Genomic DNA, 25,205 nt, shown 5'->3' with positions numbered 1-25,205 from the left:
TCACCTTAGGCATTGATCACGGGTGACTGGTTGTCGAACTCCCGCCCTATCCTTGGGCGGGTGACCGATCTGCTCGCCATCGAGACCCCGACAGGGGCCGCCGATGCCGTGGCCGGGGTGCGCATCACCCCGGTGGACGCGGTGGGGCTGGAGCAACGGGCTGCCGCGCTGTGTACCCGGTCGATCAAAACATCTTCCAAGGCGGCGGCGCTTGACTTGGCCATCCGGGTGATGGACCTGACCACCCTTGAGGGTGCTGATACGCCGGAGCGGGTTGAGGCCCTGTGTACCCGGGCCCGCCATCCCGACGCGGTCGACTGGTCGGTTCCCTCCGTGGCTGCGGTGTGCGTGTACCCCGAGTTGGTGCCGGTGGCCGCCGAGGCACTGGCCGACAGTGCAGTGGCGGTGGCCAGCGTGGCCGGAGGATTCCCGGCCGGACTGGCCCCTCTGGAAGCTCGGCTGGCCGAGGTCGCCTGGGCAGTGGCCGCGGGGGCCGACGAGGTGGACATTGTGCTGAACCGTTCGGCATTTCTGTCCGGGCGGTACCAAAAGGCCTATGACGAAATCGCCGGGGCCAAGCAGGCCTGCGGGTCGGCCCACCTGAAGGTGATTTTGGAGACCGGCGAGCTGGGGTCGTACGACCAGATCAGGCGGGCGTCGATGCTGGCCATGGTGGCGGGTGCCGACTTCATCAAGACTTCTACCGGCAAGATCGGTACCTCGGCCACCCCGGCTGTCGCCTTGTGTATGGCCGAGGCCATCCGGGACATGGCCGAGCAAACCGGGCGGTCCGTGGGCCTCAAGCTGGCCGGGGGAATCCGCACCGCCAAGCAGGCCTGGCACTATCTGGTGATTGTGGGCGAGACATTGGGACCGGGGTGGCTGACCCCAGAGCGTTTTCGATTGGGCGCTTCCAGCCTGCTCAACGACGTGCTCATGCAGCGGGCCAAGCTCCGCGACGGCCGCTATCAGCGGCGGGAGGACTACAGCGTTGACTGACCGCTCGTCTCCAGGACACGAGGTGGCGCCGGTAGGCGATTTCGATCTCGAGTATGCAGCTGCCCCCGAATCCACCGCCGCGGTGCGCTTGGCCTCGCAGTATGGCCTGTTCGTGGGGGGCGAGATGGTGGAGCCAGCTGCCGGTCAGCTCGCCCCCACCGTCAATCCCGCCACCGGGGAGGCGTTGGCCGAAGTCAGCGTGGCCGATGCCGCCGACGTGGACCGGGCCGTGGCCGCTGCCCGTACCGCCTGGGAAGGGGGATGGCGTGATCTGCCCGGTGCGGAGCGGGCCAAGTACCTGTACCGGGTGGCCCGGCTGTTGCAGGAACGGGCTCGGGAGTTCGCCGTGCTGGAGACGATGGATGGGGGCAAGCCCATCCGGGAGTCCCGCGACCTCGACATCCCGCTGGCCGCGGCCCACTTCTTTTACTACGCCGGTTGGGCTGACAAGCTCGACTACGCCTTCAGCGGCCGCCGAGCCGCACCCCTGGGGGTGGCTGCCCAGGTCATCCCGTGGAACTTCCCCCTGCTCATGGCGGCCTGGAAGCTGGCTCCTGCCTTGGCCTGCGGCAATGCCGTCGTGCTCAAGCCAGCGCCCACCACTCCGCTGACCGCTTTGCTGCTGGCCGAGGTGCTGCGTGACGCCGAGCTTCCCCCCGGCGTGGTCAACATCATTACCGGAGACGACGCCGCCGGGGCCGCGCTGGTGGCCCACCCCGGAGTGGACAAGGTGGCGTTCACTGGCTCTACCGAGGTGGGCCGGGCCATTGCCGCCGGGGTGGCGGGGACCGGCAAGCGCCTCACTTTGGAGCTGGGGGGCAAGGCGGCCAACATCGTGTTCGACGACGCCGCCCTCGACCAGGTGACCGAGGGCATCGTCAACGGCATCTACTTCAACGGCGGCCAGGTATGTTGCGCCGGATCGCGCCTGCTGGTGCAGGAGACGGTGGCCGACACCGTGGTGGGCAAGCTCCAGCGGCGAATGGACACCTTGCGGGTGGGTGATCCGCTGGACAAGAACACCGACATCGGGGCCATCAACTCCCAAGCCCAACTCAACCGCATCCAAGAGCTGGTGGCCTCGGGGGTGGCCGAGGGGGCCGAGCTGTACACGCCGGAGTGCGTGCTACCCGAGCGGGGCTTCTTCCACGCCCCGGCGCTGTTCACCAATGTGTCCACTGCCCACCGCATCGCCCAGGAGGAGATTTTCGGGCCGGTACTGTCGGTGCTCACTTTCCGCACCGCGGAGGAGGCGGTGGACAAGGCCAACAACACGCCCTATGGGCTGTCGGCCGGCATCTGGACTGAGAAGGGGTCTCGCATCTTGTGGATGGCCGATCGGATGCAGGCTGGCGTGGTGTGGGCCAACACCTTCAATCGGTTCGACCCCGCCAGCCCCTTCGGCGGCTACCGGGAGAGCGGCTACGGCCGCGAGGGCGGCCGGGCAGGGCTGTTGCCTTACGTGGAGTTGGTGGCGTGAACACTCGGTTAATGGTCAACAAGACCTACAAGCAGTTCATCGGCGGGGCGTTCGAGCGCTCCGAGTCGGGCCGGTCGTATCCGGTGGTAGGTGCCGAAGACCAGCTCTTGGCCCACGCCGTCCAGGGATCCCGCAAAGACGTACGGGACGCAGTGGCGGCAGCCCGTTCGGCTCAAGAGGGCTGGGCCGGGCGCACGGCCTACAACCGGGGCCAGGTCCTGTATCGGGTGGCCGAGGTGATGGAATCCCGCCGAGACGAGTTTTGCGCCGAGGTGCTCCGGGCGGGTGACGGGTATACCGAGGCGACTGCTGCCGACGAGACCGCCGCGGCCATCGACCGCTGGGTGTGGTACGCGGGCTGGGCTGACAAGTTCGCCACTGTGCTGGGCGGGGCCAACCCGGTGGCCGGCCCCTATTTCAATCTCAGCGTGCCCGAGCCCACCGGCGTGGTGGGGATTGTGGCCCCCGACGAACCGCCCCTTCTGCCGCTGGTGTCCCGGTTGGCCCCGGTGATCGTGTCGGGAAACACCGCAGTGGTGCTGGCCTCAGAGCGCTGTCCCCTGGCGGCCGTCACCTTGGCCGAGACCCTGGCGCTGAGCGATGTGCCGTCCGGGGTGGTCAACATCCTTACCGGCCATCGTGACGAGCTCGTCCCGCCGTTGGCCGGCCATGTGGCGGTCGATTCGCTGGACCTCACCGGCTGCGATGCTGAATTGGCCGCCGAGGCCGCCCGACAGGCGGCGGCCACCATCACCCGGGTGGTGAGCGCGTCGCCCGCCGAGCGGCAATGGGCTGTCGAGGCTGCCCAGAGTCCCTATATCATCGACGCCTTCTGCGAGACCAAGACCGTCTGGCACCCCAAGGGAAGATGAGCTCTGGTCCGTTTGTCCTCGGCGTCGACCTCGACGGGGTGTGCGCCCAGCACACTGTGGCCTTCCGCAAGATCGTGGCCCAGGAGAAGGGCGTGCCTGAGGAGTCGCTGACCCTGGAGTGCAGTTGGGGCTTCCAGGAATGGGGGTTCGAGGACGGCGACTTCGAGGCCTACCACCGCCGGGCGGTGAAGGAGCATCGGATGCTGGCCGACATACCGCCCATGCCCGGCGCGTCCCGAGCACTGTGGCGGCTATCGGAGGCCGGGGTGTGGATCCGCATCATCACCCACCGCCTTTACACCAACTGGGACCACGCCATCGCCGCCGGCGACACAGCAGAGTGGCTCGACAAGGCCAAGATCCCCTATCGCGACCTGTGCTTCGTAGGCGGAAAGTCGGCGGTGGACGCCCACATCTACATCGAAGACGCACCCCACAATGTCGAGGCCCTCAGGTCGGAGGGCCGAACCGTGATCGTGTTCGACCAGCCCTACAACCGGGAATTAGACCCGCCCCGGGCCACCTCTTGGGAAGAAGTGGAGGCCATGGTGTACGACGAGCTGGCCGCCCATCAAGGCGCCGTCCAACACCAACTCCCCACCTTCGACCCCAGCACCGACCGCCTAGACGACCGTTCAGCCTAAGACCGCTACTGGCCGTCCAGCCAGGGGGGGAGTTGGCGGATGTCGGAGAGTTCCACCCAATTGTCGTGGGGGGAGATGGTGGCGTGCTCTAGGTCCCAAGTGAGGTGGTAGGGGATGTGGACGCCGCGGCCGCCGAGAGCGACCACGGGCTCGATGTCGGAGCGCACCGAGTTTCCCACCATCACGAATCGGTCGATGGCGATGTCGTGGCGGTCGAACAGCCGGGTGTAGGTGGACTGGTCCTTCTCGGCCACGATCTCCACTGCGTCGAAGTGATCGGCCAGCCCGGAGGCGGCGATCTTGGTTTCCTGGTTCCACAGGTCGCCCTTGGTGATGAGCACCAGGCGATAGCGGTGCTCCAACGCCTCGATGGTCTCGGCTACTCCGTCGAGCAGCTCCACTGGGTGGGCGTGCATTTCCTTGGCCCAGCCCACAATGGTGTGGATCTCCTCCGCGGTGATCTGTCCTTCGGTGGCCTCGATGGCGGTCTCGATCATCGACAGCACGAACCCTTTGATCCCGTAGCCGAAGATGGCCACGTTGTGCCGCTCTAGTTCGATGAGCCGCTCGTGGAAGTCCACATCGGGCAGGTAGCGGGCCACCAGATCGGCCATCCGCTGCTCGTAGTCGGCGAAGATCGACTCGTTGTGCCACAGGGTGTCATCGGCATCGAGGCCGACGGTTTCGATCATGGGGAGCCTATCCCCGAGGCCAATCCGACGATTTCGATGGGAGCCGCGGTCACAGTGCCAGTGATCCGTAGGCCGGCTTGACCACCTTGTTGATGATCTCCAGGCGCTCATCAAAGGGGATGAAGGCGCTCTTCATAGCGTTGATGGTGAGCCACTGGATGTCGGCCCAGCCGAAACCAAACTCCTCCACTAGCTGCATCACCTCTTGGGTCATGGAGGTGGCACTCATCAGACGATTGTCGGTATTTACCGTCACCCGGAACCGCAGGTCACTCAGCACCTTGATGGGATGCTCGGCGATGGACGGCGCCGCTCCGGTGTGGACGTTGGAGGTGGGGCACAGCTCCAACGGGATGCGCCTGTCTCGCACGAAGGCAGCCAAACGGCCCAGCTTGGGGGTGCCGTCGGGGTTGAAGTCGATGTCGTCCACGATGCGGACCCCATGGCCCAGTCGCTCGGTGCCGCAGTACTGAACTGCCTCCCAGATGGACGGCGGGCCGTAGGCCTCTCCGGCGTGGATGGTGAAGTGGAAGTTCTCCCGCTGCATCAAGTGGAAGGCGTCCAGGTGGCGGGTGGGCGGGTTGCCGGCCTCGGCCCCGGCGATGTCGAAGCCCACGACGCCCTGGTCGCGGTGGCGGATGGCCAACTGCGCGATCTCCAGCGACCGGGCCGCGGTGCGCATGGCGGTGAGCAGCGTCCCGATGCGGATGTTCCGGTTGGCGCTACCCGCTTCGAAACCAGCCACCACCGCCTCCACCACCTCGTCCAGGCTCAGCCCGCCTTCAGTGTGCAATTCAGGAGCGAAGCGGACCTCGGCGTAGACCACGCCGTCGTCGTCCAGGTCTTCAGCGCACTCGGCCGCCACCCGCTCTAAAGCGTCGCGGGTCTGCATGACCCCCACCGTGTGGGCAAACGTCTCCAAGTACAAGGTGAGGTCGAGTCGGCTGGCTCCCCGCACCATCCACCGGGCCAATTCATCGGCATCGGTGGTGGGCAGGTTGTCGTAACCGGTCTCCGCCGCCAACTCCACCACAGTCTGCGGACGCAGCCCCCCGTCCAAGTGGTCATGCAACAACACTTTGGGGGCGGCTCTTACTTCTTCGATTGTCGGATGTATCACTGGCTTAAGGTTAGGCAACCCGGTCGGCAATCAGGCGGCGAGGTTCAGGAGCGGTGTTGGCGATGGTCAAGGCCGAGCTCAGGGCATCGTGGGCCGTGGGCAATAGGGAGGGGTCTTCGGTGTGGAGTTCGGCGATGACCTCGCCGGCAGACACACGGTCGCCGTGGACACGGCGCAGGAGCACTCCGGCCGAGGCCGACACGTCGTCTTCTTTGCGGGCCCGTCCTGCGCCCAGCCGCCAGGCGGCCACTCCCACTGCCAGGGCATCGATGCGGTTGATCACCCCATCGGCCGGCGCGGTCCAGTGGTCCACCACTTTGGCGGTAGGCAGGGGAGCGGCGGGGTCGCCGCCTTGGGCGGCCACCATGGCCTGCCATGCGTCCATGGCCTGACCAGAGGCCAGCACTTCGGCCGGATCGGCGTCCAGATCGGCCAATGCCACCATCTCTTGGGCTAGGGCCAGGGTTACCTCCACCAGGTCGGCGGGGCCACCCCCGGCCAGCGCTTCAACTGCCTCGGCTACTTCGAGGGCGTTGCCTGCGGCCAGGCCCAGTGGTTGGTCCATGTCGGTGAGGAGGGCCACGGTGTCCACCCCGTGGGCGTGGCCCAAACCGACCATGGTTCGGGCCAACTCCTCGCCCATGGCCGGGTCGGGCAGGAACGCCCCCGAGCCGAACTTCACGTCCAGCACCAGTCCGGCGGTGCCCTCGGCGATCTTCTTGGACATGATCGAGCTGGCGATTAGCGGGATTGAGGCCACCGTCCCGGTCACATCCCTCAGGGCGTACAGAACCCGGTCGGCGGGGGCCAGGTCAGCGGTGGCCGCCGCGATCACTGCGCCCACGTCTTGAAGTTGGGCGAGGAACTCGTCGTCGCTCAGGGCGGCTCGCCAGCTGGCGATGGCCTCCATCTTGTCGAGCGTGCCCCCGGTATGGCCCAGACCCCGTCCGGAGAGCTGGGGCACCGCTGCGCCGCAGGCGGCCACCAGCGGGCACAGCACCAGCGAAACCTTGTCGCCCACCCCGCCGGTGGAGTGCTTGTCGACCGTGGGCCTTTCCAGGCTCGACAAGTCCAGCTGCTGGCCGCTGTTGATCATGGCTGCGGTCCAGGTGGCCAGCTCTCGGGCGGTGAGGCTCCGCCACACGATGGCCATGAGCAGGGCGGCAGCCTGTTCAGCGGGGATTTCTCCCGTGGTTACCCCGCTGATGAACCAGTTGATCTGCTCATCGCTCAGTTCGCCGCCGTCTCGCTTGGCGACGATGAGATCGACTGCGTTCACGGCAGATCTTCGGGACCGAAAGCCCCGGGCAGCAGGTCGCCCACGGTGAGCGTCTCGTTCACTTGGCAGCTGGCGCCGCCCGCCTCATAGAGCAGTTGGCGGCAGCGTCCGCACGGGGTGAGCGGGTTTCCGTCGCCGTCGGTCACCGCCACCGCCACCAGCCGTCCGCCGCCAGTACGGTGCAAGTCGCCCACCAGGCCGCACTCGGCGCACAGCGTGAGCCCAAAGGAGGCGTTCTCCACGTTGCACCCCGTCACCACCCGACCGTCGTCGGTCAGCCCAGCCGCGCCCACCGACAGCTTCGAGTACGGGGCATAGGCGCTCGCGGATGCTCTATGGGCAGCAGCCCACAATTCGCTCCACGGAATCGCCTGCTCAGTGCTCATCTGACCTCGTTTCGGCTACTTGCTTCGCTGGAAGGGCTGGCCCGCAGCCGCCGGTGGGATCGACCGGCCCACCGCCCCGGCCACCACCACCAGGGTGACCACGAATGGCAGGGCCTGGAGAAACTCGCTGGGAATCTCGAATCCGCTCACTTCCACCCCCAAGAACTGGAGGCGGGTGCCCAGCGCCCGGGAGAAGCCGAACAGCAGCGCCCCGCCGAACGCGCCCCACGGGGTCCACTTCCCAAATATCAGGGCGGCCAGAGCGATGAACCCCGCCGCGTTGGTCATGTTGTCTTCGAAGCGGGTTTGCGACTCCATGGAGAACCAGGCCCCGGCCAGACCGGCGATGAGCCCGCCCAAGATCACCGACTGATAGCGGATCCGCACCACGTTCACCCCCAGCGTCTCTGCGGCGTGGGGGTTCTCGCCGCACGATCGCACCCGCAGCCCCCACGGCGTGCGGAACATGACCAACCAGGTGCCGATCACCACCAGATACATCATCCAGTAGATGGGCTTGCCCCGGAACAGCTGGTCGCCGATCACCGGGATCTCCGACAGCAAGGGCAAGCCGAACTCGGAGGTGCCCACCCCGGTGGTGATGCCGGTTTTGACGATCACCTCTGAGCGCAGGAAACCGGTGAGCCCCAGGGCGAACAGGTTGATCACCACGCCGCCCACGATCTGGTTCACCCCGAAGCGGATGGACAGCACGGCGAGGAGGGCGGCCACTAGTCCGCCGGCCAGCACGGAGATGAGGATGGAGAACCACAGCCACCCGGTGGACTGGGCATCTCCGATTGTGGCGTAGGTCATGTAGCCGATGCCGGCACCGGCCAGCATGGTGCCCTCGATGCCGATGTTGATGATGCCCGACCGCTCGCACCACAAGCCGGTGGTTGCTCCCAATGCCAGCGGGGTGGCAAGCACCAGTGACTCGTTGAACAAGTTGACGATGTTGGTGCTGGGGTTGTCGGACAAGGCCAGGCTAAGCACCAGCAGTAGTGGAATCACCGCCAGCGCACTCAAGAGCCGGGCCGGGCTGGCCCATCGTCGGGCTTCGGGCGGGGCGAATCCCAGCACGGCGGTGAGCAAGAACAGCACGCCGATGGCGACCACCCAGGTTGGGGGATGGAACCCGATTCCCGCCGGGTCGGGCGGCGGCTCGAAGTTGAACCGTCGACTGTTGCCGCTGATCGCGGGGGCGACCCCGGCGATCAGCGCGATGCCCAGCAGTCCGAACACCAGTCCGGTGATCGACTGGCGATTCAGCCCAACCCGCCCTGAGGCCCCGGTTGCGCCCACGGCGTGCTCCACGGTGGTCACACTGCCCCCTCGATGGAGGTGGCCTTGAACGGGCTCTGGTCGAGCTCGCGCACCCGGAACAAGTAGCGGACAATGGCATCAGCGGCCACGAACAACAGCACCATGGCCTGGATTATCCTCACCACGTCGATGGACACGTCGGCCTCCTGCTGCATCAGCGGCGCTCCCGACAGCATCGATCCCCACAGCAGGGCGGCAGCGATGATGGCTACCGGGTTGGTGCGGGCCAAAAGCGCAATGGCGATGCCGTCGAAGCCCATCAGGAAGAAGGTGCCCGGCTGGAAGAATCCGTTGGTGCCCGAGATTTCCGAGGCTGCGGCCAAGCCAGCGAAGGCCCCTGACGCGGCCATCGAGGCCACGATCACCCGGTTTACGTTGATGCCGGCGTAGTGGGAGGCGTGGGGGTTCAATCCAACGGTGCCCACCTCGAAACCGAACGTGGTGCGCTTGAGCACGAAAGCCACTACGAAACAGATCCCGACCAGGGCGAACAGCCCGAGGTGGAGAACGGGCTGGCTGTCCACTAGTTCGGGCAGCACCGCGGTGTCGGAGATGGAATCGGTGCGGGGAACTGTGCTCTCGGTATCTCGCAGCACCACCGGATCGCGGGAGTTCACCATCCAGCGGACCCCGAACAACACCAAGGAGTTGAGCATGATGGTGCTGATCACCTCGTGGGCGCCGGTCTTGGTTCGCAGTACGCCGGGAATCCCGCCCCAGATGGCGCCCCCCATCGTGCCGGCGATGAGGATCAGCGGAATGGCCACGAAGCCGGGCAAGTCGGACATCCATGAAAGGGCGCCGACGTAAGCAGCGGTGATACCGCCGGCCAGCAGCTGTCCTTCGGCGCCGATGTTGAACAGCCCGGCCCGGAAGGCGAAGGCCAAGGCCAGCGCCGATCCGATGAACGGCACCGACCGGGCTACCGACCCCGCGATCTGATCGCCTCCGCCCACCATGCCCCGCAGCAGCGCCCAGTAGGCGGTGAAGGGGTTCACCCCGATGATGGAGATCAGCACGCCGCCGACCACGAACGACAACAAGATGGCGTAGAGCGATACGTACAGCGGCTGCAACCGCCACGCCTCGGTGAGCACGCGGTGGATTTGGCTGGTCGCCCGCCCAACCCCGGCATTGGCGTTTCGGGCCCCGTTCACCGCTGGCCTCCAGCGCTCAGGCTGCCTACCCCGTTCACCGCTGGCCTCCCGATGAACCCGTGGCCATGAGCAGGCCGAGCTCTTCCCTGGTGGCGTCGGCGGCGTTTACCGTTCCGGCCAATCGGCCCCGATAGAGCACGCCGATCCGATCTGACAGCGACAAGATCTCGTCCAACTCGGCCGACACCAAGAGCACCGCCACTCCCCGGTCGCGCAGCTCGATGATCTTGCGGTGGATGAACTCGATGGAGCCCACATCCAGGCCTCGGGTGGGCTGAGCCACCACCAGGGCCTTGAGGTCGCCGGTCAGCTCTCGGGCCACGATCACCTTCTGCTGGTTGCCGCCCGACAACGTGTCGATGACGGCGTCGACCCCGGGGGTGCGGACGTCGAATTGCTCGACCAGTTCTTGGGCTTCGGCGTTGATGGCCCCGGTGTTGCGTACCCCCCGCTGGGAGAACTTGCGGTGGTGATAGCGGTTGAGCACCAGGTTGTCGGCGATGGAGTACTGGGCCACCACTCCGTGCTTGTTGCGGTTCTCGGGCACGTGGGCCACGCCCAGCTCAGTGATCTTGCGGGGACTCCAGTCGGTGGTTTCCTGGCCGAGCATTTCCACCCGCCCCCCGGCGGTCGGGCGCATCCCGCAGATGGCCTCCACCAGCTCCCGCTGGCCGTTGCCCTCCACGCCGGCGATTCCGAAGATCTCACCGGCTCTCACTTCCACGTCGAAGCCGGTGACCGTTTCCACTCCCCGGTCGTCGGCAACCCGCAGGTCTTGGGTCCGGAGCACTGGTGCCCCTGGGTCGGCCTCGGCCTTGTCCACTCGGAAGACCACGTCGCGGCCCACCATCAAGTTGGCCAGAGACTGCTGGGTGGCACCCTCGGCCGTGGCGGTTCCCACCACCCGTCCGGCTCGCAGCACGGTGATGCGGTCGGCCACCGCCAGCACCTCGCGCAGCTTGTGGGTGATGAAGATGATCGACTTGCCCTGGCCGGTGAGGCTCTCCACCACCCCGAAGAAGTCGTCCACCTCGCCGGGGGTCAGCACAGCGGTGGGCTCGTCGAGAATCAAGATGTCGGCATCGCGGAACAGCGCCTTAACCAGCTCCACCCGCTGTTGTTCCCCCACCGACAGGTCGCCCACGGTGGCGTCCGGATCCACGGCCAGCCCGTAGCGCTCAGCCAGGCTGTCGATCTGGCGGCGGGCTGAGTCCAGATCGAGGAACGCCCCTTTGGTGACCTCGTTGCCCAAGATGATGTTCTCGGCCACCGTGAACACCGGTATGAGCTGGAAGTGCTGGTGGACCATGCCGATGCCCCGGGCGATGGCATCGCCTGAGTCTTCGAAATGCACCTCTTCGCCCCGCACCCTGATGGTGCCCTGGTCGGGCCGGTACAGCCCGAACACCATGTTCACCAGGGTGCTCTTGCCCGCGCCGTTCTCTCCCAGCAGGCAGTGGATCTCGCCCTGGTTGAGGGTGAGGCTCACGTCGTCGTTGGCCACTACCCCTGGGAAGGCCTTGGTGATTCCCTCAACCTCCAGCACCGGACGTGCCGCGCCCCCGTTTGCCTGAGCCATGCGCAGCCCAGGCTACGCCATACAACCAAAGCACCCCGCGAAAAGCGGCGGCCGAGACTTGCTCGGCCGCCGCTTTTCAATTATTGATCGCGGGATCGGTTAGTCGCAGAGTGAGCCTTCGCCTATGAACAGGCCGTCTATGCCGCACACGCCGGTGTCGATGCTGCCGTTGGCCAGGCCGGCCCGCACCATCTCCACAGCAGCGGCGGCCTCAGCGTTCACCGCCGCGTCGTGGAACGGCGCATAGGTGATGCCCAGGTTCTCGGCGGTCAGCACGAACGGCCCACCGGCGAAGCTGCCCTGGATGGTTGCGGCGATGTTGCGGAACGCCGACAGGTCCACCCGCTTGATGGCTGAGCTGGCTAGGTATTCCGAACCGGGCGCCGTGCCACCGTTGAAGGTGGTGTAGTACTCGTCTTGGTCCACGCCGATGCCCCAGGCGCCGGCCTCAGCGGCGGCCTTGATCCCGCCCGAGCCGGTGGGGCCGCCGGCGCCGAAGATCACGTCAGCGCCGTCACCGATGAACTGCTGGGCGTCAGATGCGCCCTTGGCCGGATCGGTGAAGCTCTCGTTGTACACCGACAGCACCTGGATGTCGGGATTGATGTACTTGGCGCCAGCCTCGTAGCCGTTGACGAACTTGACCACCGGGGGCACGTCCTCACGACCGGCCACCACTCCGACCACGCCCGACTCGCTGAGCGAGGCGGCCAAGGCACCGGCGATGAAGCCGCCCTCGTGCTCGTTGAACAGCACGCCCACGTAGTTAGACGGGTACTCGGGATGCCACTGGTCGATGCCGATGTAGTTGATGTTGGGGTTCTCCTCGGCCGCCGCCATGGTGTCGGTGCCGAGCAGGAAGCCCACGGTGATGAGCACGTCGGGGTTTTCGCTGGCCGAGGTGCTGAGGTTGGCGTCGTAGTCGGCCTCCGAAGCGGTCTCGATCACGCTGGTGTCTTCGATGCCGAAGCACTCGGCCGCGCCAACCATGCCCTCATAGGCGAACTGGTTGAAGGTGCCGTCGTCCACCTTGCCGATATCGGTGACCATGTTCACTCGGAATCCGTCCGGGGCCTGGATCCCACCCCAAGCCGCGCACTCCTCTTCCAAGCTGATGAGAGCCCCGGAAGGCGCCTCGGGGGCTGGTGCCTCGGTGGGCTCAGGCGCGGGCGCCTCAGTGGGCGCGGGTGTCGACGCCTCGGTTGGTTCTGGGGCTGGTGCCTCGGTGGGCGCGGGCGCCGGGGCCGATTCGGTGTCGTCATCGTTGCCGCAGCCTGCCGCTACCAAGGCCAAGCAAAACAGCAGAGCCAACAAAGCCATGAATTTCTTACGCATCTGAACCCCTCCGTCTGATGCCAGTAGTAGGACTAATGAGGCTAGCCGAGCCTGTCGGCAATCGAAATGTCGAACTACAGGGTTTATGGTGGGGCCATGTCAAGGCTTGCAGGAAAAACAGCAATTGTCACCGGCGCAGCCCGGGGCACCGGAGAGGTCATCGCCCAGATGTTCCGGGACGAGGGAGCGACGGTGGTGGCCACCGACATTGCCGATGGGGATGGAATCGTCAAACTAGACGTGACCAACGAGGCCCACTGGGACGAGGTGGTGAGCGGCATGGACCAGGTGGATGTGCTGGTGAACAACGCCGCCATCTTGCACATGGGACCCATCGAGCGCACCTCGGCCGAGGCCTACCGCCAGGTGCTGGACGTGAACCTGGTGGGGCCGTTCTTGGGCATGCGGGCGGTGGTCGGGCCGATGCGGGCTTCCGGGGGCGGTTCCATCGTCAATATCAGCTCCATTGACGGGCTCATCGGCATGAACGGGATATCCGCCTACGGGGCCAGCAAGTTCGGCCTCGGGGGGCTGATGCGCTGCGCGGCCCTGGAGTTGGGCCGATCCGGCATCCGGGTGAACAACGTGTGCCCCGCGGGCGGCAACCCGGCCATGTACTCGCAGTGGTTCGACCAGATGATGTCGTTCATGGATCAGACTGCGGCCTACTCGGCCAATAGGGGCATCCCCGGCGAGGTCCCCTTGGAGTGCATCGCTGCCGCGGCGCTGTTTTTGGCTTCCGACGAGTCGTCGCACATTACCGGCGCCGACTTGCCGGTGGACGGCGGAGCGGCGGCCGGCGTGGTTATCGAGGGCCTGAACAGCTTGGAGTGAGCGATCGCCGCGAGGTCTCATTCGAACCTTTCGGCAGTATCATTCAATCAATCGCCCTGGCCAACGGCGGCAGAGGAGAAACGTATGGCTCCGCCCACTCGCACCGATGAGGAGATCATCGGACGCTCCGATGTCAACGACATCGACACCATCATTGACATCTCCCGAACCAACAGCGACGTCACCTCAATAATCCACGCGGTCCAAGACAACAGCGATGCCCTGTTCACCTGGGACTACGCCAAGGGGGCCCGGCCTAAGTTGGAGCGCCTTTATGAGAAGGCCAAGACATCGCAGTGGAACGCCCAAACCGACCTGGACTGGTCCATCGAGGTGGATCCCTACGAGGCCTTCTCCATTTTCACTGAATCCGAATTCTCGGCTGAGTTTGAGCGCGAGGACAGGCCCGATCTGCCCACCGCCAACTGGGGCGAGGCCGAGTGGCGGGAGTTCTCCCTGGAAACCTTCAAGTGGCGCATGAGCCAGTTCCTCCACGGCGAACAGGGCGCCCTGCTGTGTACGGCCAAGATCGTGGAAACCGTCCCGTGGATCGATGCCAAGTACTACGCCGCCACCCAGGTGGTGGACGAGGCCCGCCACGTAGAGGTGTTCGGCAAGTACATCGACGAAAAGCTGGGCGACTCCTATCCCATCAACGTCCACCTCAAGATGCTGCTCGACGACATCATCAACGACAGCCGCTGGGACATGACCTACCTCGGCATGCAGATCATGGTGGAGGGCCTGGCCCTGGCCGCCTTCGGCTTCATGCATCAGCTCACTCCAGAGCCCCTGCTCAAGAAGCTCCTGCGCTATGTGATGGCCGACGAGGCCCGCCATGTGGCCTTCGGCGTGCTCAGCCTCCAGGAGTTCTATAGCGAGCTCACCGTTCCCGAACTGCGGGAGCGGCAGGAGTTCGCCTTTGAGGCCGCGGTGCGGATGCGCGACCGATTCTTGTCCCAAGAGGTGTGGGAGCGCATGGGCGTGCCGGTGCGGCCCATGGTGGAGAACTTCCTATCGTTACCCGCCGATCAGAAGCCGTTCCAGAACATCCTGTTCTCCAAGATCGTGCCCAACTGCAAGAAGCTCGGCTTGCTGGATGCGGGCGACGGCTGGCTCCGGCGCCGGTTTGAGGAGATCCACGTCATCGAATTCGAAGACTGGGTAGACACCGGCGAGGAATACGAGGACTTCCAGTTCGAAGAGGCCGCCGCGGTCTGAGAGCTCAGCGTTTGCAGGTGGGGCGAGTTCCCGGCCAGCGAATGCGGAAGCGGTTGTTGGCCACCAGGCGGTATGCCCAGCGGGAGAGCGGGCTGATGGGGCCAAAGGTGAGCATGCGGCCTAGCGCGGGCCAAGGGGCGTTCATGGCTCCCAGGGCTTTGGCGATGCTGCGGTGGTCGTCCCAGCGGGTGCCGTCGGTGTCGATCCACCACGCGGAGCGGGCCACGTCTTCTTGGGTGAGGCCGAGGACTTCCAGATCGGCCTGCTGAGAGGGGACCACCCGGTAGTCGTCGCTCAACCGGCGCTCGGTCCAGCGGGCTGTAGCGGTGCAGAACCCGCAGTCGCCGTCGTAGATCAGCGTGCCCGAGGCGATGGGCTGAGGGGGAGAATTGGGCTCAGCTGTTTCGCCCGACATTGGGCTTACGCCCATGGTTGGCCTTCTTGCGCCGTGCTCTGGCCTTGCGTTTTTGGGTGCGCTTCGACATTCAAACCTCCGCGTCTCTAGAAAGACTACTGACTCCAGGTAGCGTGAACGACCCGTGGAGCGCTTCGGGTTCGTCGGTTTGCCCAATTCCGGCAAGTCTTCCCTCTACAACGCCTTGATCGGGTCAGATGTGCTGGCCGCCCCTTATGCCTTCGCCACCACCGACTCCAACGTGGGCGTGGCCAAGGTGGTGGATCCCCGCCTTGATGCCATTGCCGAGCTCAGCGGCTCCCGCACTGTGACGCCGGCCAGCGTGCAATTCACCGACATCGGGGGTCTGGTGGAGGGGGCCAGCCGGGGCGAGGGGCTGGGTAACCGCTTTCTGGCCGGCATCCGCGAGGTGGACGCGGTGGTGTACGTGCTCCGAGCCTTTGTCCACCCCGACGTGCCCGGGCCCACGGACCCCTTGGAGCACCTGCGGGTGCTGGAGATCGAGTTGACGCTGGCCGACTTGGAGTCTGTGGAGAATCGGCTGGTCAAGCGGCGCAAGTCCGCGGTGCAAGACCGGTCGCTAGCGGGGGAGGTGGCTGCGTTAGAAGCCGCCGCCGACGTGCTGAGCGAGGGCATCCCCATCTACCGGAGCGATTTGACCCCTAGCCAGCGGGTCGACCTGCGGGAGAGCTTCCTGCTCACCAACCGCCCTGTGCTGGCCGTGGTCAACATCGGGGAAGACCAGTTGGACGAGGCCGAATCGGTGATCGAGCCGGTGGCCGTTGAGCTGGACGGCCAGGCCGGAGTCATGGCGGTGTGCGTGCAGCTCGAGGCTGAAGCCGCCCAGCTCTCCACCGAGGAGCGGGCCGAGATGCTCGACGGCTTGGGACTGGGGGAGGGGGCGTTGGGCCGGTTCACCCATGCGGCCTATGACCTCTTGGGACTGCGGACTTTCTTCACCACCGGCGATAAGGAGACCCGGGCCTGGACCTTCCGCCTGGGGGCCACCGCCCCGGAAGCGGCGGGCCGGATCCACACCGACTTCCAACGAGGGTTCATCCGAGCCGACGTGATCGGCTGGCAGGAGTTGCTGGACGCAGGCGGCTGGACCAAGGCCAAGGAACTGGGCGTGATGCGCACCGAGGGCCGCTACTACTCGGTGGCCGACGGCGATGTGATGGAGATCCGCTTCAACGTGTAGGGGCGGGTCGTGCAATGGGAAGTTGCCCAACTCCCTCTTGAATCAACGCCGCTGGAGTTGGAAAATCTGGTGATGGCGTGGCTCGTCTGTGACGACCGGGTGCTGGCCACCGTGGAGATCGCCACCGGGTGGCGCGAACGGGCTCTCGGGCTGTTGGGCCGCGACGAGTTCGACAATGCCCTGCTGCTTCGGCCGGCGTTCTCGGTGCACACCCTGGGGATGCGGTTTCCCATCGACGTGGCCTACCTGGACCGCGATCTGGTGGTGCTGAAAGCAGCCACCATGGCCCGTTTTCGGATCGGTCTGCCGGTATGGCGGGCCCGGGCGGTGCTGGAGGCCGAGGCCGGTTCGTTTGCCCGCTGGGGGCTAAAGCCCGGCAACCGATTGGAAGTGCGGCAGACTGCATGGGAGAGGGGATAGCGGTCAACCGACCACGAGGGAGGTGGCATGACTGGAAGGCTGGTTTTGGTTGCCACCCCGATCGGCAACCTGGGCGACCTATCCCCGAGGGCCGTGGAGGTGCTGGCCGATGCTGACTTGGTGGCCTGCGAGGACACTCGCCGCACTGGAAAACTGCTGGCCCATGCGGGGGTGAGCGCACCCCGGCTGCTGGTGGTGAACGAGCACACCGAGGCCGCGGGCGCCGAGGAGATCGCCCAGTTGGTGGCGGGCGGCAACACCGTGGTGTTGGTGACCGATGCCGGTACTCCGGCCGTGTCTGATCCGGGGTCCAGAGTGGTCGAAGCGGTTCTGGCCGCAGGGGGTGATGTGGAGGCGGTGCCGGGCCCGTCGGCCGCCATCGCCGCCTTGGTGGTGAGCGGCCTTCCCACCGGGCGATTCTGCTTTGAGGGATTTCTACCCCGAAAGGGTCGACACCGGGCCGACCGGATCCGAGAGCTGGGCCAAGAGTCCCGCACCATGGTGCTGTTCGAAGCCCCTCACCGGCTGGCTCGCACCCTGGGTGATTTGGCCTCGGCCCTGGGAGGCGACCGGGCAGTGGCCATCGTGCGAGAGCAGACCAAGCTGCACGAGGAGGTATGGCGGGGCACGCTGGCCGATGCCGTTGTTCGGGCCAACGGCACTGAGCCTCGAGGCGAGCATGTTCTGGTGGTGGCCGGTTGCCCCGATCCTGCACCGCCCTCGGCACCCCAGATCAAAGCGGCCCTTGATGAGAAGCTGGCTGAGGGACTGTCCCGTCGGGATGCGGCCGCCGCGGTGGCCGCCGAGCTGGGGGTGTCCCGACGAGCCGTGTACCAAATCGGTCTGGCAGACTGAACCCGTTCTAGAGTCCCAGTGCTTGTCTGGGCGACAAAGGAGTCCCCATGAGCGACGTCAAGCCCATTCCCGACGACTATCCCGGATCACCCCCTATCTGTGCGTGAACGGCGCGGCCGCCGCCATCGATTTCATGGTTGAGGTATTCGGCGCCACCGAGCGCATGCGGCTCACCGCACCTGATGAAAAGATTGGCCACGCCGAGGTGGCCATCGGCGACGGACTCATCATGGTGTCGGATGAGTACCCCGAGATGGGGGTGGTGGGGCCCAAATCAATTGGCGGCACTGCGGTAACCATCAGCGTGTATGTGGAGGACGCCGACGCCACCTTTGCCAAGGCTGTCGCCGCGGGGGCCACCGCCCAGGGCTCGGTGGAAACCCATTTCTACGGTGACCGGGGCGCCATGTTCATCGACCCGTTTGGCCACCGCTGGAACGTGTCCTCTCATGTGGAGGACGTGCCCCCCGACGAGATGGCCCGCCGATCTGCTGAAATGTTCGGGGAGTAACCCCCAAGTCCGAACTGTTGCTTGGTCAGGTCTGCTGGGGGTGACGTTGGGGTTGGGTCGGCTGTAGGTAGCATTTGGCCGCATAGGCAGCGGTTGGCCGACGGCTTCGGGCCGGTTTCATGTGTTCTCGAATCTGGCGGACCCCACGGCTTATACGGTGCGGGTGCAAGGGTGGAACTCTGCGGGCTGGGGCCAGACCGGCACGGCCACCTGCACGACTGCGGCGCCGGCTGTGTCGTGTACGGCGATCTCGACGAGCGTGTCGGTGTCGTGGCCGAAGGCCGATGACGCCACAAAGTACCGGGCGAGGGTCGGCTGCGGGGCCTGGACCGACGACATCGAGCCCGACCCCCCATGCGACTAGTGTGGCCCATGTGTTCACCGGTCTGGCGTCGGACATGCTGTACACGGTCACCGAGCAGTCCGGCAGCACAGCAGGCTGGGGGCGGGCCCGGACTATTAGGTGCGCAACCGCGGCGGGCGTGTCTAGCGACTGTATTCTCTCAAATTAACCAAGCATTATGTTGGTGGGAAGACATATGAATTGTGTGAGTGTATCTAAATGGTGTCTTTGAGGCCAACAGATAGATTGCCTAAAAGGGCTTTGTATGTATTGTGCGGGCTCCTGTTGGTAGCATTTACCATAATCAGCTGTGGAGAAGGAGATAAATCCAAGGTTAGCGAAAGAGATGCAGTCGATACTTCTGCTGAAGACTCTCGAAAGGCTAAACATTCAGACGGGGACACCTCCTTCAGTTCTGATGTATCCACTGATGAAGATGATTCTGTTTTTGTTTCAGAGAGCGAGGATAGTGAGCCAGTAGCCGGCTCTGTGGTAGCTGAAGATGGACGGGGTGTGGTGAGTGCTGTTGAGATGCATAGGGGTCCATTACTAGGAGAGATAGAACAAGAAACAGATGAGAGTATAGCCAGTGCAATAGAGCCAGATACCAGTGGAACATATCATTCAGCTCAAGAGACTCCGGATGTTGACTGGGAAATAGGAGCAATAATGCTGGATGACAGGACACAAGACAAAGCAGTGAAACTTGTGCTGGACTCGATCACTCTTAATGACTGTGTAATGCGCGGAGAAATTCACAACCATTCAAACGATCTATACGCGAGAGATGTGACCATAACTGTTGCAGCACTGGACAGTGAAAATAGTGTGGAGTGGCATTGGCCTCTAACCATTATGCCTGGTGAGACTGCCCCATTTGAAGTGGAAATTAGTTGGTTTCCACATGTCTATAGCCACGAAAATCCAGCTGGCTCTATGCAGTATCTGCTCAATGCAGAGAATTGGAAAGTGTTTGGGAACACGAGTTTTGATATTACTGCAGAGCTGTCTTTGACACCAGACATAGGACGAGCATTTTCCGTTAACTCAGACGGGACCGAACACATAGTCCTATATCAAAATCCATACCATAAATTTCTAGTGTATGACGAAAGAGCTCTAGAGTTAGAGGAGTCGAAGGACTGGTACCGGTATGGCCGTGAATATTCCCCAATAACACGACATTCATTCGATCTCGTGTTCCCTGAAAGGCTGGTCATAGGTAAAGACATCGAGCCTATAGTATCAGAGTTTAATTTGTATCAATTTACAGACATCTATTATACCCCTTCTTGGCTATATCCTGAGGTATATGAGGAAGATACTCATGATCTTGTATCGGATGTTAGAGTATATCAGGCGTACAAATCCGGTAATAAGATTGTTGATGTCTGGGAACTCATCCCCCATCTAGTCGTGGAACAAGAGGATTCTCATGGCCTGTTAATCGACCGACAGTTTATTGCAAAAAGCGACTTCATTAACTATGATCTATCGCCCGGCGAAGATACATATATACAATTGTTAGACCCATACTACAATCACAGCAATTTTCCACACCGCAATTCAGGAGGAGGGACTCTATCAAGTTTTGCCGTATCACTCTTTGAGCAAAATTTCCTGTGGATAGGAGGCGTTAGCCATAGGGAGATTTCATCAATTGGAGATCCTTCGACAACTTTACCTCGGTCCAACGGCGTATCCTGTTTTTCCAGTGGAGCTTTGTTTTCAGGTGATTTCAATTTAATAGGGCAAATGGCGCATCAATATATTGACAATCTTGGGAATTATGGCATTTTGTCTACCATGGGACCTGATGATATCGTTCCCGACGAAGTATATGTAGACGACAATTCTGTCACTGTTGTCAACCACACAATCCGTGGTTTACTTTTCAATGGTTCAGAAAGAAGCTACGCACGTGATGTGAGGGTTGAGGCTATTCACAAGGAAACAGGCATGTTACTCGGCATGTGGCACTGGCCTTTGTCTATGCAACCGAGCGAGAGCGCTCCTTTTGAAATCAAACATTTTGAGTCCGATCTCAGTTTCGAAGAGATACAGTTTGAGGTTTCAGCTGCACTATCTGATCAGCCAGATCCTACCCGCTCATTCCTAGTGAAGTCCTATGCAGGCGGAAGAGTGTATGGAGAACGGTTTATGGACTTGTACAACTATAGGCCCTACGACTCTGAATATTATGAAGTTGAAGCTGATTATTTTTTGGACCAAAGAGCGATTCACTATGGCGGACGCCGCAGTCGGTATACCAAAGAGGAATTTCTTGAATTGTATGATGGTGTGCTGACGATGGAAGATGTCGAAGGGCTAGAATTGTTCGGATTTCATGACATGTACGCTCGATTAGAACCCCCAGATTCGCATCCCGAATTGGCTAAAGTGATTACGAATCAATTCATTGAAGGATTGCGCGCATTTAGTGCACTCTTAGACAGCGAAATGAGAATTGTTGAAGTCGTGGAATTGAAACCCTTTACACCAGTATATGGACACTCAAACATGGATAAACCATATGTAACGGTAGATAGAATTCCGGCCCCGAACCACTGGTCCCCGAACGCTGTACGCCTGCTCCAGATTACCCCTTACGAAGATGAGGCTGATATGGATATAGGGTATTACCATCTGGCGTGGATAGGCGGGGCCAGCGAGCCTGTGGGGTGAAGTCAGTACAGGCTCGGGGTGTCGAGGTAGGTAGGGTGGGGCGGTGTCGCGCTATTTCTTGACGACTCCGATTTTCTACGTCAACGATGCCCCCCACATCGGCCACGCCTACACCGTGCTCAACGGTGACGCCGTTACCCGCTGGCACCGGCTCCTGGGCGAGGACGTCTTCTACCTGACCGGCACCGACGAGCACGGCCTGAAGGTGCAGCGGGCCGCCGAGGCCAACGGCCTGTCTCCGCTGGACCAGGCTGATGGCACCAGCCGGCGCTTTCGGGAAGCGTGGGCCGAACTCGGGGTGGCCAACGACGAGTTCATCCGCACCACCGAGCCCCGCCACCACCAGGCGGTGCAGACGCTCATGCAGCGGGCCTACGACAACGGCTACATCTACTCGGCGGTCTACGACGGCTGGTACTCGGTGTCTGACGAGGCTTATGTGTCAGAAGAAGACGTGACCGAAGAGGACATCGAGTCGGGCCGGGTGGAGCGGATGAACGAGGAAAATTATTTCTTCAAGCTCTCCGAATTCGAGGCGCCGCTGTTGGAGTGGTTCGAGTCGAACCCCGCCAACATCACCCCCGAGGGCTATCGCAACGAGGCTTTGGGCATCATCCGCGGCGGCCTGCGGGACATTTCCATAACCCGCACCTCCATCGACTGGGGCATCCCGGTTCCCTGGGCCGAGGGCCACGTGTTTTACGTGTGGTATGACGCGCTCACCAACTATGCCACCGCCGCGGGCTACGGGGCTGACGACGAGCAGTTCGCGGCGTGGTGGCCGTCGGTGCGCCACCTGCTGGGCAAAGACATCATCCGCTTCCACTGCGTTTACTGGCCCGCCATGCTGTTGGCCGCCGGCGTGACCGATCTGCCCCGCTACCACGTCCACGGCTGGCTGCTGGTGGGCGGAGAGAAGATGTCCAAGTCGGCCTTCAACCAGATCTCGCCCACCGACCTCATCGCCGACTTCGGCGTGGACGGCTTTCGTTACTCCCTTCTCCGTGACACGCCGTTCGGACCCGACAGCGAGGTCAGCCATGAGGCTCTCCAGCATCGCTACAACACCGATCTGGCCAACAACTTCGGCAACCTGTTGCAGCGCTCTTCCACGTTGGTTCACAGCAAGTGCGGCGGAATCGGCCCGGCGCCCGACCCCGACCATCCGCTGGCCGATGTGGCCGCCCAGGTGTACGCCGATGCCGCCGCGGCCTGGGACCGGTTCCAGCCCTCGGTGGCCTTGGAGGCCACCTGGCGCCTCATCCGCGACACCAACGAATACCTCCAGGCCACCGAGCCGTGGAAGATGGAGCCCGGCGGAATGGTGAACACGGTGCTGGGCAACGCCTTGGAGGCTCTGCGCATCGTGTGCGTGCTGGCCAGCCCGGCCATTCCCACCTCTTGTGAGGCTGCCTGGACCCGTCTGGGCCTGGATGGGTCGCCGCTCGACCAGCGGTTACCCGCGGCCGCAGTGTGGGGGCAGTATCCCGGTGGTCTGCCGGTGGCCGAGGGCGATCCACTGTTCCCCCGCTTGCGTGATTAGCGGTGCGCTGGATCGACAACCACTGCCACCTGGAGTCGGACTCGCTGACCGAAGTAGTCGACCAGGCATCGGCGGCCGGAGTGGAGCGCATGATCGACATAGGCACCGATGCGGCCACCTCGATCGCCGCGATTTCCAAGGCCGCGGCCAGCGACCGGGTGTGGGCCACGGTGGGGGTTCACCCCCACGAGGCCCGTCGTGGCATCGGCGGCATTGAGGCGTTGCTGGGGTCCGATCGAGTGGTGGCGGTGGGGGAATGCGGGCTCGACTACCACTACAACCATTCGCCTCCCGACGACCAGCAGACGGTGTTCGCAGCCCAGATCGAGATGGCCCATCGGCACCGAATGCCCCTGGTGATCCACACCCGGGAGGCGTGGGACGACACCTTCGCCATTCTGGACGAGTGCGGGGTGCCCGAGGGCACCGTGTTCCATTGCTTCACCGGCGGTCCCGGTGAGGCCCGGGCGGCACTGGACCGCGGGGCATATCTCTCATTCAGCGGAATCGTGAGCTTCCCCTCCGCCGACGACGTGCGTGAGGCGGCTGGGCTGTGCCCCTTCGACCGGTTGCTGGTGGAGACCGACTCGCCGTATCTGGCCCCGGTTCCACGGCGAGGAAAGCCCAATGTTCCCGCCAACCTGCCCTTGGTGGGGGAGGCGTTGGCCCGAGTCCACGGTGTTCCTCCCGAGGTGGTGGCCGAGCACACCTGGGACAACGCGGCCGGTTTCTACCGACTCGGCCCGTGACCCTCACCCGCAGCCAGGTGCTGGAGCTGCTCGACCGCCACGGTCTGGCGCCGAGCCGGGCAATGGGTCAAAACTTCGTGGTCGATCCCAACACCATCGCCGCCATGGTCCGGGCCGCAGAGCTGTGTCCCGAGGATTCGGTGGTGGAGATCGGCCCCGGATTGGGGTCGCTCACTCGAGCGCTGGCCGCCGAAGTGAATCAGGTACTGGCCGTTGAGGCCGACCGCCACATGCTGGCGCCGTTGGCCGAGGTGGCCGACGCTCCCAACGTGGAGATCGTTCACGCCGACGCCACCACTCCCGAATGGCGATCCAAGCTCGGGGCCGCCGACCAGCGGTGGGCCCTGGTGGCCAACCTGCCCTACAACATCGCCGTTCCCCTGCTGTTGGACCTGCTCGACAACGAGTCCCGCATCAAGACCTTCACCTTCATGGTGCAGCGGGAGGTGGCTGAGCGGCTGGTGGCCCCGGTGGGCACCAAGGCTTACGGGATTCCCACCCTCAAGGTGGCCTACTGGTGCGAGGCTCGCATCGTCCGCTCGGTGCCCGCCACGGTGTTCTACCCCCGGCCCCGGGTGTCGTCGGCGGTGGTCCGGCTGGTGCGGTTGCCGGCGCCGGCCGTTGAAGCCGACCCTGACCGGCTGTTCTTCCTCATCCGCACCGCCTTCGCCCAGCGCCGCAAAATGCTGCGCCGCTCTCTGGCCGCCCACGTCACCTCCGACCAATTCGCCCAAGCGGCCATCCCCCCCACCTCCCGCCCCGAGCAGCTCACCCTCGCCGACTGGGCCGAGCTTGCTGCCATAGCCTCGTCTTGATGACCACGGTCTCGGCTCCGGCCAAGCTCACGCTGTCGCTCAGCATCACCGGCGTGCGAGCCGACGGGTATCACTTGATCGATGCGGAGATGGTGTCACTTGATCTGGCCGACACGCTGAAGATCGAGTCGGGTCACGGGGTGGTGGTCGAGGGTACGGGCGAGGTTGACCCCGACGACAATCTCATCACTCAGGCGCTGGCTCTGGTGGGGAGAACCGCGCGGGTCACAGTGGCCAAGCGGATTCCGCCGGGGGCCGGGTTGGGGGGAGGGTCGGCTGACGCTGCCGCCATCTTGCGCTGGGCGGGCTACGCCGACACCCAAGGAGCGGCCCAACTGGGTGCCGACGTCCCCTTTTGCCTGGTCGGCGGGCGGGCTCGGGTCCAGGGAATTGGCGAGCTCATTGAGCCGCTGGAGCACGTCCCCCGAACGCTCACCCTGCTCATACCGCCGTTCGGCTGCTCCACTCCGGCGGTGTACCGCCGCTGGGACGAGATGGGCGGCCCGAAGGGGTCGAACGGAAACGACCTGGAGCCTGCGGCTCTGGAGGTGGAGCCCCGTCTCGATCAGTACCGCCGAGCGCTGGAGCAGGCCACCGGTCAGACGGCGCGGCTGGCAGGCAGCGGCTCGAGTTGGTTTGTGGAAGGCGCCTACCCCGGCGACGACCGCATCGTGGTTGGCACCATGCCCGCCTCATCTCAACGGGCTTGAAGAAGGGGGAACTACTTTCCGCGGGCCCGCCGCT

At 64.0% G+C, this 25,205-nt stretch carries 26 protein-coding genes; 15 read left to right on the top strand and 11 right to left on the bottom strand.

Annotation, left to right across the window (positions count from 1 at the left end; genetic code table 11):
* Positions 1-78: 78 nt before the first annotated feature.
* Genes deoC through ACOQPI_RS16775 form a run of 4 tightly spaced genes read left to right on the top strand, consistent with a single transcriptional unit; the run spans position 79 to position 3,995 of the window.
* A complete protein-coding gene (deoC, locus tag ACOQPI_RS16790; protein ID WP_420621059.1) occupies positions 79-999 on the top strand; it encodes a deoxyribose-phosphate aldolase in 921 nt (306 codons plus the stop codon).
* Between the two features lie 22 nt (positions 1,000-1,021).
* Positions 1,022-2,479 (top strand): aldehyde dehydrogenase family protein, encoded by a 1,458-nt coding sequence (locus ACOQPI_RS16785; protein WP_420621058.1) that lies wholly within the window; start codon positions 1,022-1,024, stop codon positions 2,477-2,479.
* Complete coding sequence (locus ACOQPI_RS16780; RefSeq protein ID WP_420620757.1) at positions 2,476-3,351, top strand: aldehyde dehydrogenase family protein; 876 nt, start codon at positions 2,476-2,478, stop codon at positions 3,349-3,351. Before ACOQPI_RS16785 ends, ACOQPI_RS16780 begins: the two co-directional genes overlap by 4 nt.
* The gene (locus ACOQPI_RS16775; RefSeq protein WP_420620756.1) at positions 3,348-3,995 is read left to right on the top strand and encodes a 5' nucleotidase, NT5C type; all 648 of its coding nucleotides are present in this window, start codon (positions 3,348-3,350) and stop codon (positions 3,993-3,995) included. The genes ACOQPI_RS16780 and ACOQPI_RS16775 overlap by 4 nt, the downstream gene beginning before the upstream one ends.
* A 5-nt stretch (positions 3,996-4,000) precedes the next feature.
* On the opposite strand, the gene ACOQPI_RS16770 is transcribed toward ACOQPI_RS16775, so the two are convergent.
* The 8 genes from ACOQPI_RS16770 to ACOQPI_RS16735 all read right to left on the bottom strand — a co-directional run bounded on the left by ACOQPI_RS16770 (position 4,001) and on the right by ACOQPI_RS16735 (position 12,869).
* On the bottom strand, positions 4,001-4,687 hold the full coding sequence (locus ACOQPI_RS16770; RefSeq protein ID WP_420620755.1) for an HAD family hydrolase: 687 nt from the start codon (positions 4,685-4,687) through the stop codon (positions 4,001-4,003).
* Positions 4,688-4,736: 49 nt separating this feature from the next.
* Positions 4,737-5,807, bottom strand: coding sequence for an adenosine deaminase (locus ACOQPI_RS16765; protein WP_420620754.1), 1,071 nt, complete (start codon positions 5,805-5,807; stop codon positions 4,737-4,739).
* Positions 5,808-5,817: 10 nt separating this feature from the next.
* A complete protein-coding gene (locus tag ACOQPI_RS16760; RefSeq protein ID WP_420620753.1) occupies positions 5,818-7,086 on the bottom strand; it encodes a thymidine phosphorylase in 1,269 nt (422 codons plus the stop codon).
* Entirely contained in the window at positions 7,083-7,472 is a 390-nt protein-coding gene (locus ACOQPI_RS16755; RefSeq protein WP_420620752.1) for a cytidine deaminase, read from the bottom strand. The genes ACOQPI_RS16760 and ACOQPI_RS16755 overlap by 4 nt, the downstream gene beginning before the upstream one ends.
* 15 nt (positions 7,473-7,487) lie before the next feature.
* Positions 7,488-8,798 carry an ABC transporter permease gene (locus tag ACOQPI_RS16750; protein ID WP_420620751.1) on the bottom strand — a complete coding sequence of 437 codons (1,311 nt, stop codon included), beginning with the start codon at positions 8,796-8,798 and terminating at the stop codon, positions 7,488-7,490.
* Positions 8,795-9,955: an ABC transporter permease gene (locus tag ACOQPI_RS16745; protein ID WP_420620750.1), complete on the bottom strand. Its 1,161-nt coding sequence runs from the start codon at positions 9,953-9,955 to the stop codon at positions 8,795-8,797. The genes ACOQPI_RS16750 and ACOQPI_RS16745 overlap by 4 nt, the downstream gene beginning before the upstream one ends.
* Before the next feature lie 34 nt (positions 9,956-9,989).
* A complete protein-coding gene (locus ACOQPI_RS16740) occupies positions 9,990-11,534 on the bottom strand; it encodes an ABC transporter ATP-binding protein (RefSeq protein WP_420620749.1) in 1,545 nt (514 codons plus the stop codon).
* A 99-nt stretch (positions 11,535-11,633) separates the two neighbouring features.
* A complete protein-coding gene (locus ACOQPI_RS16735; protein WP_420620748.1) occupies positions 11,634-12,869 on the bottom strand; it encodes a BMP family ABC transporter substrate-binding protein in 1,236 nt (411 codons plus the stop codon).
* Positions 12,870-12,965: 96 nt separating this feature from the next.
* On the opposite strand from ACOQPI_RS16735, the gene ACOQPI_RS16730 reads away from it, so the two are divergent.
* Both ACOQPI_RS16730 and ACOQPI_RS16725 read left to right on the top strand, forming a co-directional pair.
* Complete coding sequence (locus ACOQPI_RS16730; protein WP_420620747.1) at positions 12,966-13,703, top strand: SDR family NAD(P)-dependent oxidoreductase; 738 nt, start codon at positions 12,966-12,968, stop codon at positions 13,701-13,703.
* Between the two features lie 84 nt (positions 13,704-13,787).
* Positions 13,788-14,924, top strand: a complete 1,137-nt coding sequence (locus ACOQPI_RS16725) for a ferritin-like domain-containing protein (protein WP_420620746.1) — start codon at positions 13,788-13,790, stop codon at positions 14,922-14,924.
* Positions 14,925-14,928: 4 nt separating this feature from the next.
* Here ACOQPI_RS16725 and ACOQPI_RS16720 read toward each other — a convergent pair whose 3' ends face one another.
* On the bottom strand, positions 14,929-15,354 hold the full coding sequence (locus ACOQPI_RS16720; protein ID WP_420620745.1) for a thiol-disulfide oxidoreductase DCC family protein: 426 nt from the start codon (positions 15,352-15,354) through the stop codon (positions 14,929-14,931).
* Positions 15,320-15,409: a 50S ribosomal protein bL37 gene (locus ACOQPI_RS16715; RefSeq protein ID WP_420620744.1), complete on the bottom strand. Its 90-nt coding sequence runs from the start codon at positions 15,407-15,409 to the stop codon at positions 15,320-15,322. The genes ACOQPI_RS16720 and ACOQPI_RS16715 overlap by 35 nt, the downstream gene beginning before the upstream one ends.
* 54 nt (positions 15,410-15,463) lie before the next feature.
* Here ACOQPI_RS16715 and ychF point away from each other — a divergent pair, with 54 nt between their 5' ends.
* Genes ychF through ACOQPI_RS16695 form a run of 4 tightly spaced genes read left to right on the top strand, consistent with a single transcriptional unit; the run spans position 15,464 to position 18,326 of the window.
* The gene (gene ychF, locus ACOQPI_RS16710; RefSeq protein WP_420620743.1) at positions 15,464-16,540 is read left to right on the top strand and encodes a redox-regulated ATPase YchF; all 1,077 of its coding nucleotides are present in this window, start codon (positions 15,464-15,466) and stop codon (positions 16,538-16,540) included.
* Positions 16,541-16,549: 9 nt separating this feature from the next.
* Positions 16,550-16,960, top strand: coding sequence for a DUF192 domain-containing protein (locus ACOQPI_RS16705; protein WP_420620742.1), 411 nt, complete (start codon positions 16,550-16,552; stop codon positions 16,958-16,960).
* A gap of 27 nt (positions 16,961-16,987) precedes the next feature.
* Entirely contained in the window at positions 16,988-17,815 is an 828-nt protein-coding gene (gene rsmI, locus ACOQPI_RS16700; protein WP_420620741.1) for a 16S rRNA (cytidine(1402)-2'-O)-methyltransferase, read from the top strand.
* Positions 17,816-17,837: 22 nt separating this feature from the next.
* Entirely contained in the window at positions 17,838-18,326 is a 489-nt protein-coding gene (locus ACOQPI_RS16695; protein WP_420620740.1) for a VOC family protein, read from the top strand.
* Positions 18,327-18,476: 150 nt separating this feature from the next.
* Here the strand turns inward: ACOQPI_RS16695 and ACOQPI_RS16690 are convergent, their stop codons facing one another.
* A complete protein-coding gene (locus ACOQPI_RS16690; protein ID WP_420620739.1) occupies positions 18,477-18,665 on the bottom strand; it encodes a hypothetical protein in 189 nt (62 codons plus the stop codon).
* Between the two features lie 223 nt (positions 18,666-18,888).
* Here ACOQPI_RS16690 and ACOQPI_RS16685 point away from each other — a divergent pair, with 223 nt between their 5' ends.
* From ACOQPI_RS16685 to ACOQPI_RS16665, 5 genes are read left to right on the top strand one after another with little or no spacing between them, the layout of a single operon-like run.
* The gene (locus ACOQPI_RS16685) at positions 18,889-21,354 is read left to right on the top strand and encodes a hypothetical protein (protein ID WP_420620738.1); all 2,466 of its coding nucleotides are present in this window, start codon (positions 18,889-18,891) and stop codon (positions 21,352-21,354) included.
* 43 nt (positions 21,355-21,397) lie between these two features.
* Complete coding sequence (locus ACOQPI_RS16680; protein ID WP_420620737.1) at positions 21,398-22,897, top strand: class I tRNA ligase family protein; 1,500 nt, start codon at positions 21,398-21,400, stop codon at positions 22,895-22,897.
* Between the two features lie 2 nt (positions 22,898-22,899).
* Positions 22,900-23,646, top strand: coding sequence for a TatD family hydrolase (locus ACOQPI_RS16675; RefSeq protein ID WP_420620736.1), 747 nt, complete (start codon positions 22,900-22,902; stop codon positions 23,644-23,646).
* On the top strand, positions 23,643-24,461 hold the full coding sequence (rsmA, locus tag ACOQPI_RS16670) for a 16S rRNA (adenine(1518)-N(6)/adenine(1519)-N(6))-dimethyltransferase RsmA (RefSeq protein WP_420620735.1): 819 nt from the start codon (positions 23,643-23,645) through the stop codon (positions 24,459-24,461). Before ACOQPI_RS16675 ends, rsmA begins: the two co-directional genes overlap by 4 nt.
* Positions 24,461-25,171: a 4-(cytidine 5'-diphospho)-2-C-methyl-D-erythritol kinase gene (locus tag ACOQPI_RS16665; RefSeq protein ID WP_420620734.1), complete on the top strand. Its 711-nt coding sequence runs from the start codon at positions 24,461-24,463 to the stop codon at positions 25,169-25,171. Before rsmA ends, ACOQPI_RS16665 begins: the two co-directional genes overlap by 1 nt.
* The last annotated feature ends 34 nt before the right edge of the window (positions 25,172-25,205 follow it).

It is taken from the genome of Candidatus Poriferisocius sp. (assembly GCF_965219815.1).
Classification (GTDB): Bacteria; Actinomycetota; Acidimicrobiia; order Acidimicrobiales; family Bin134; genus Poriferisocius.
The sequence above is the reverse complement of the archived record's forward strand: the minus strand, read 5'-3'. Positions and strand labels throughout refer to the sequence as shown.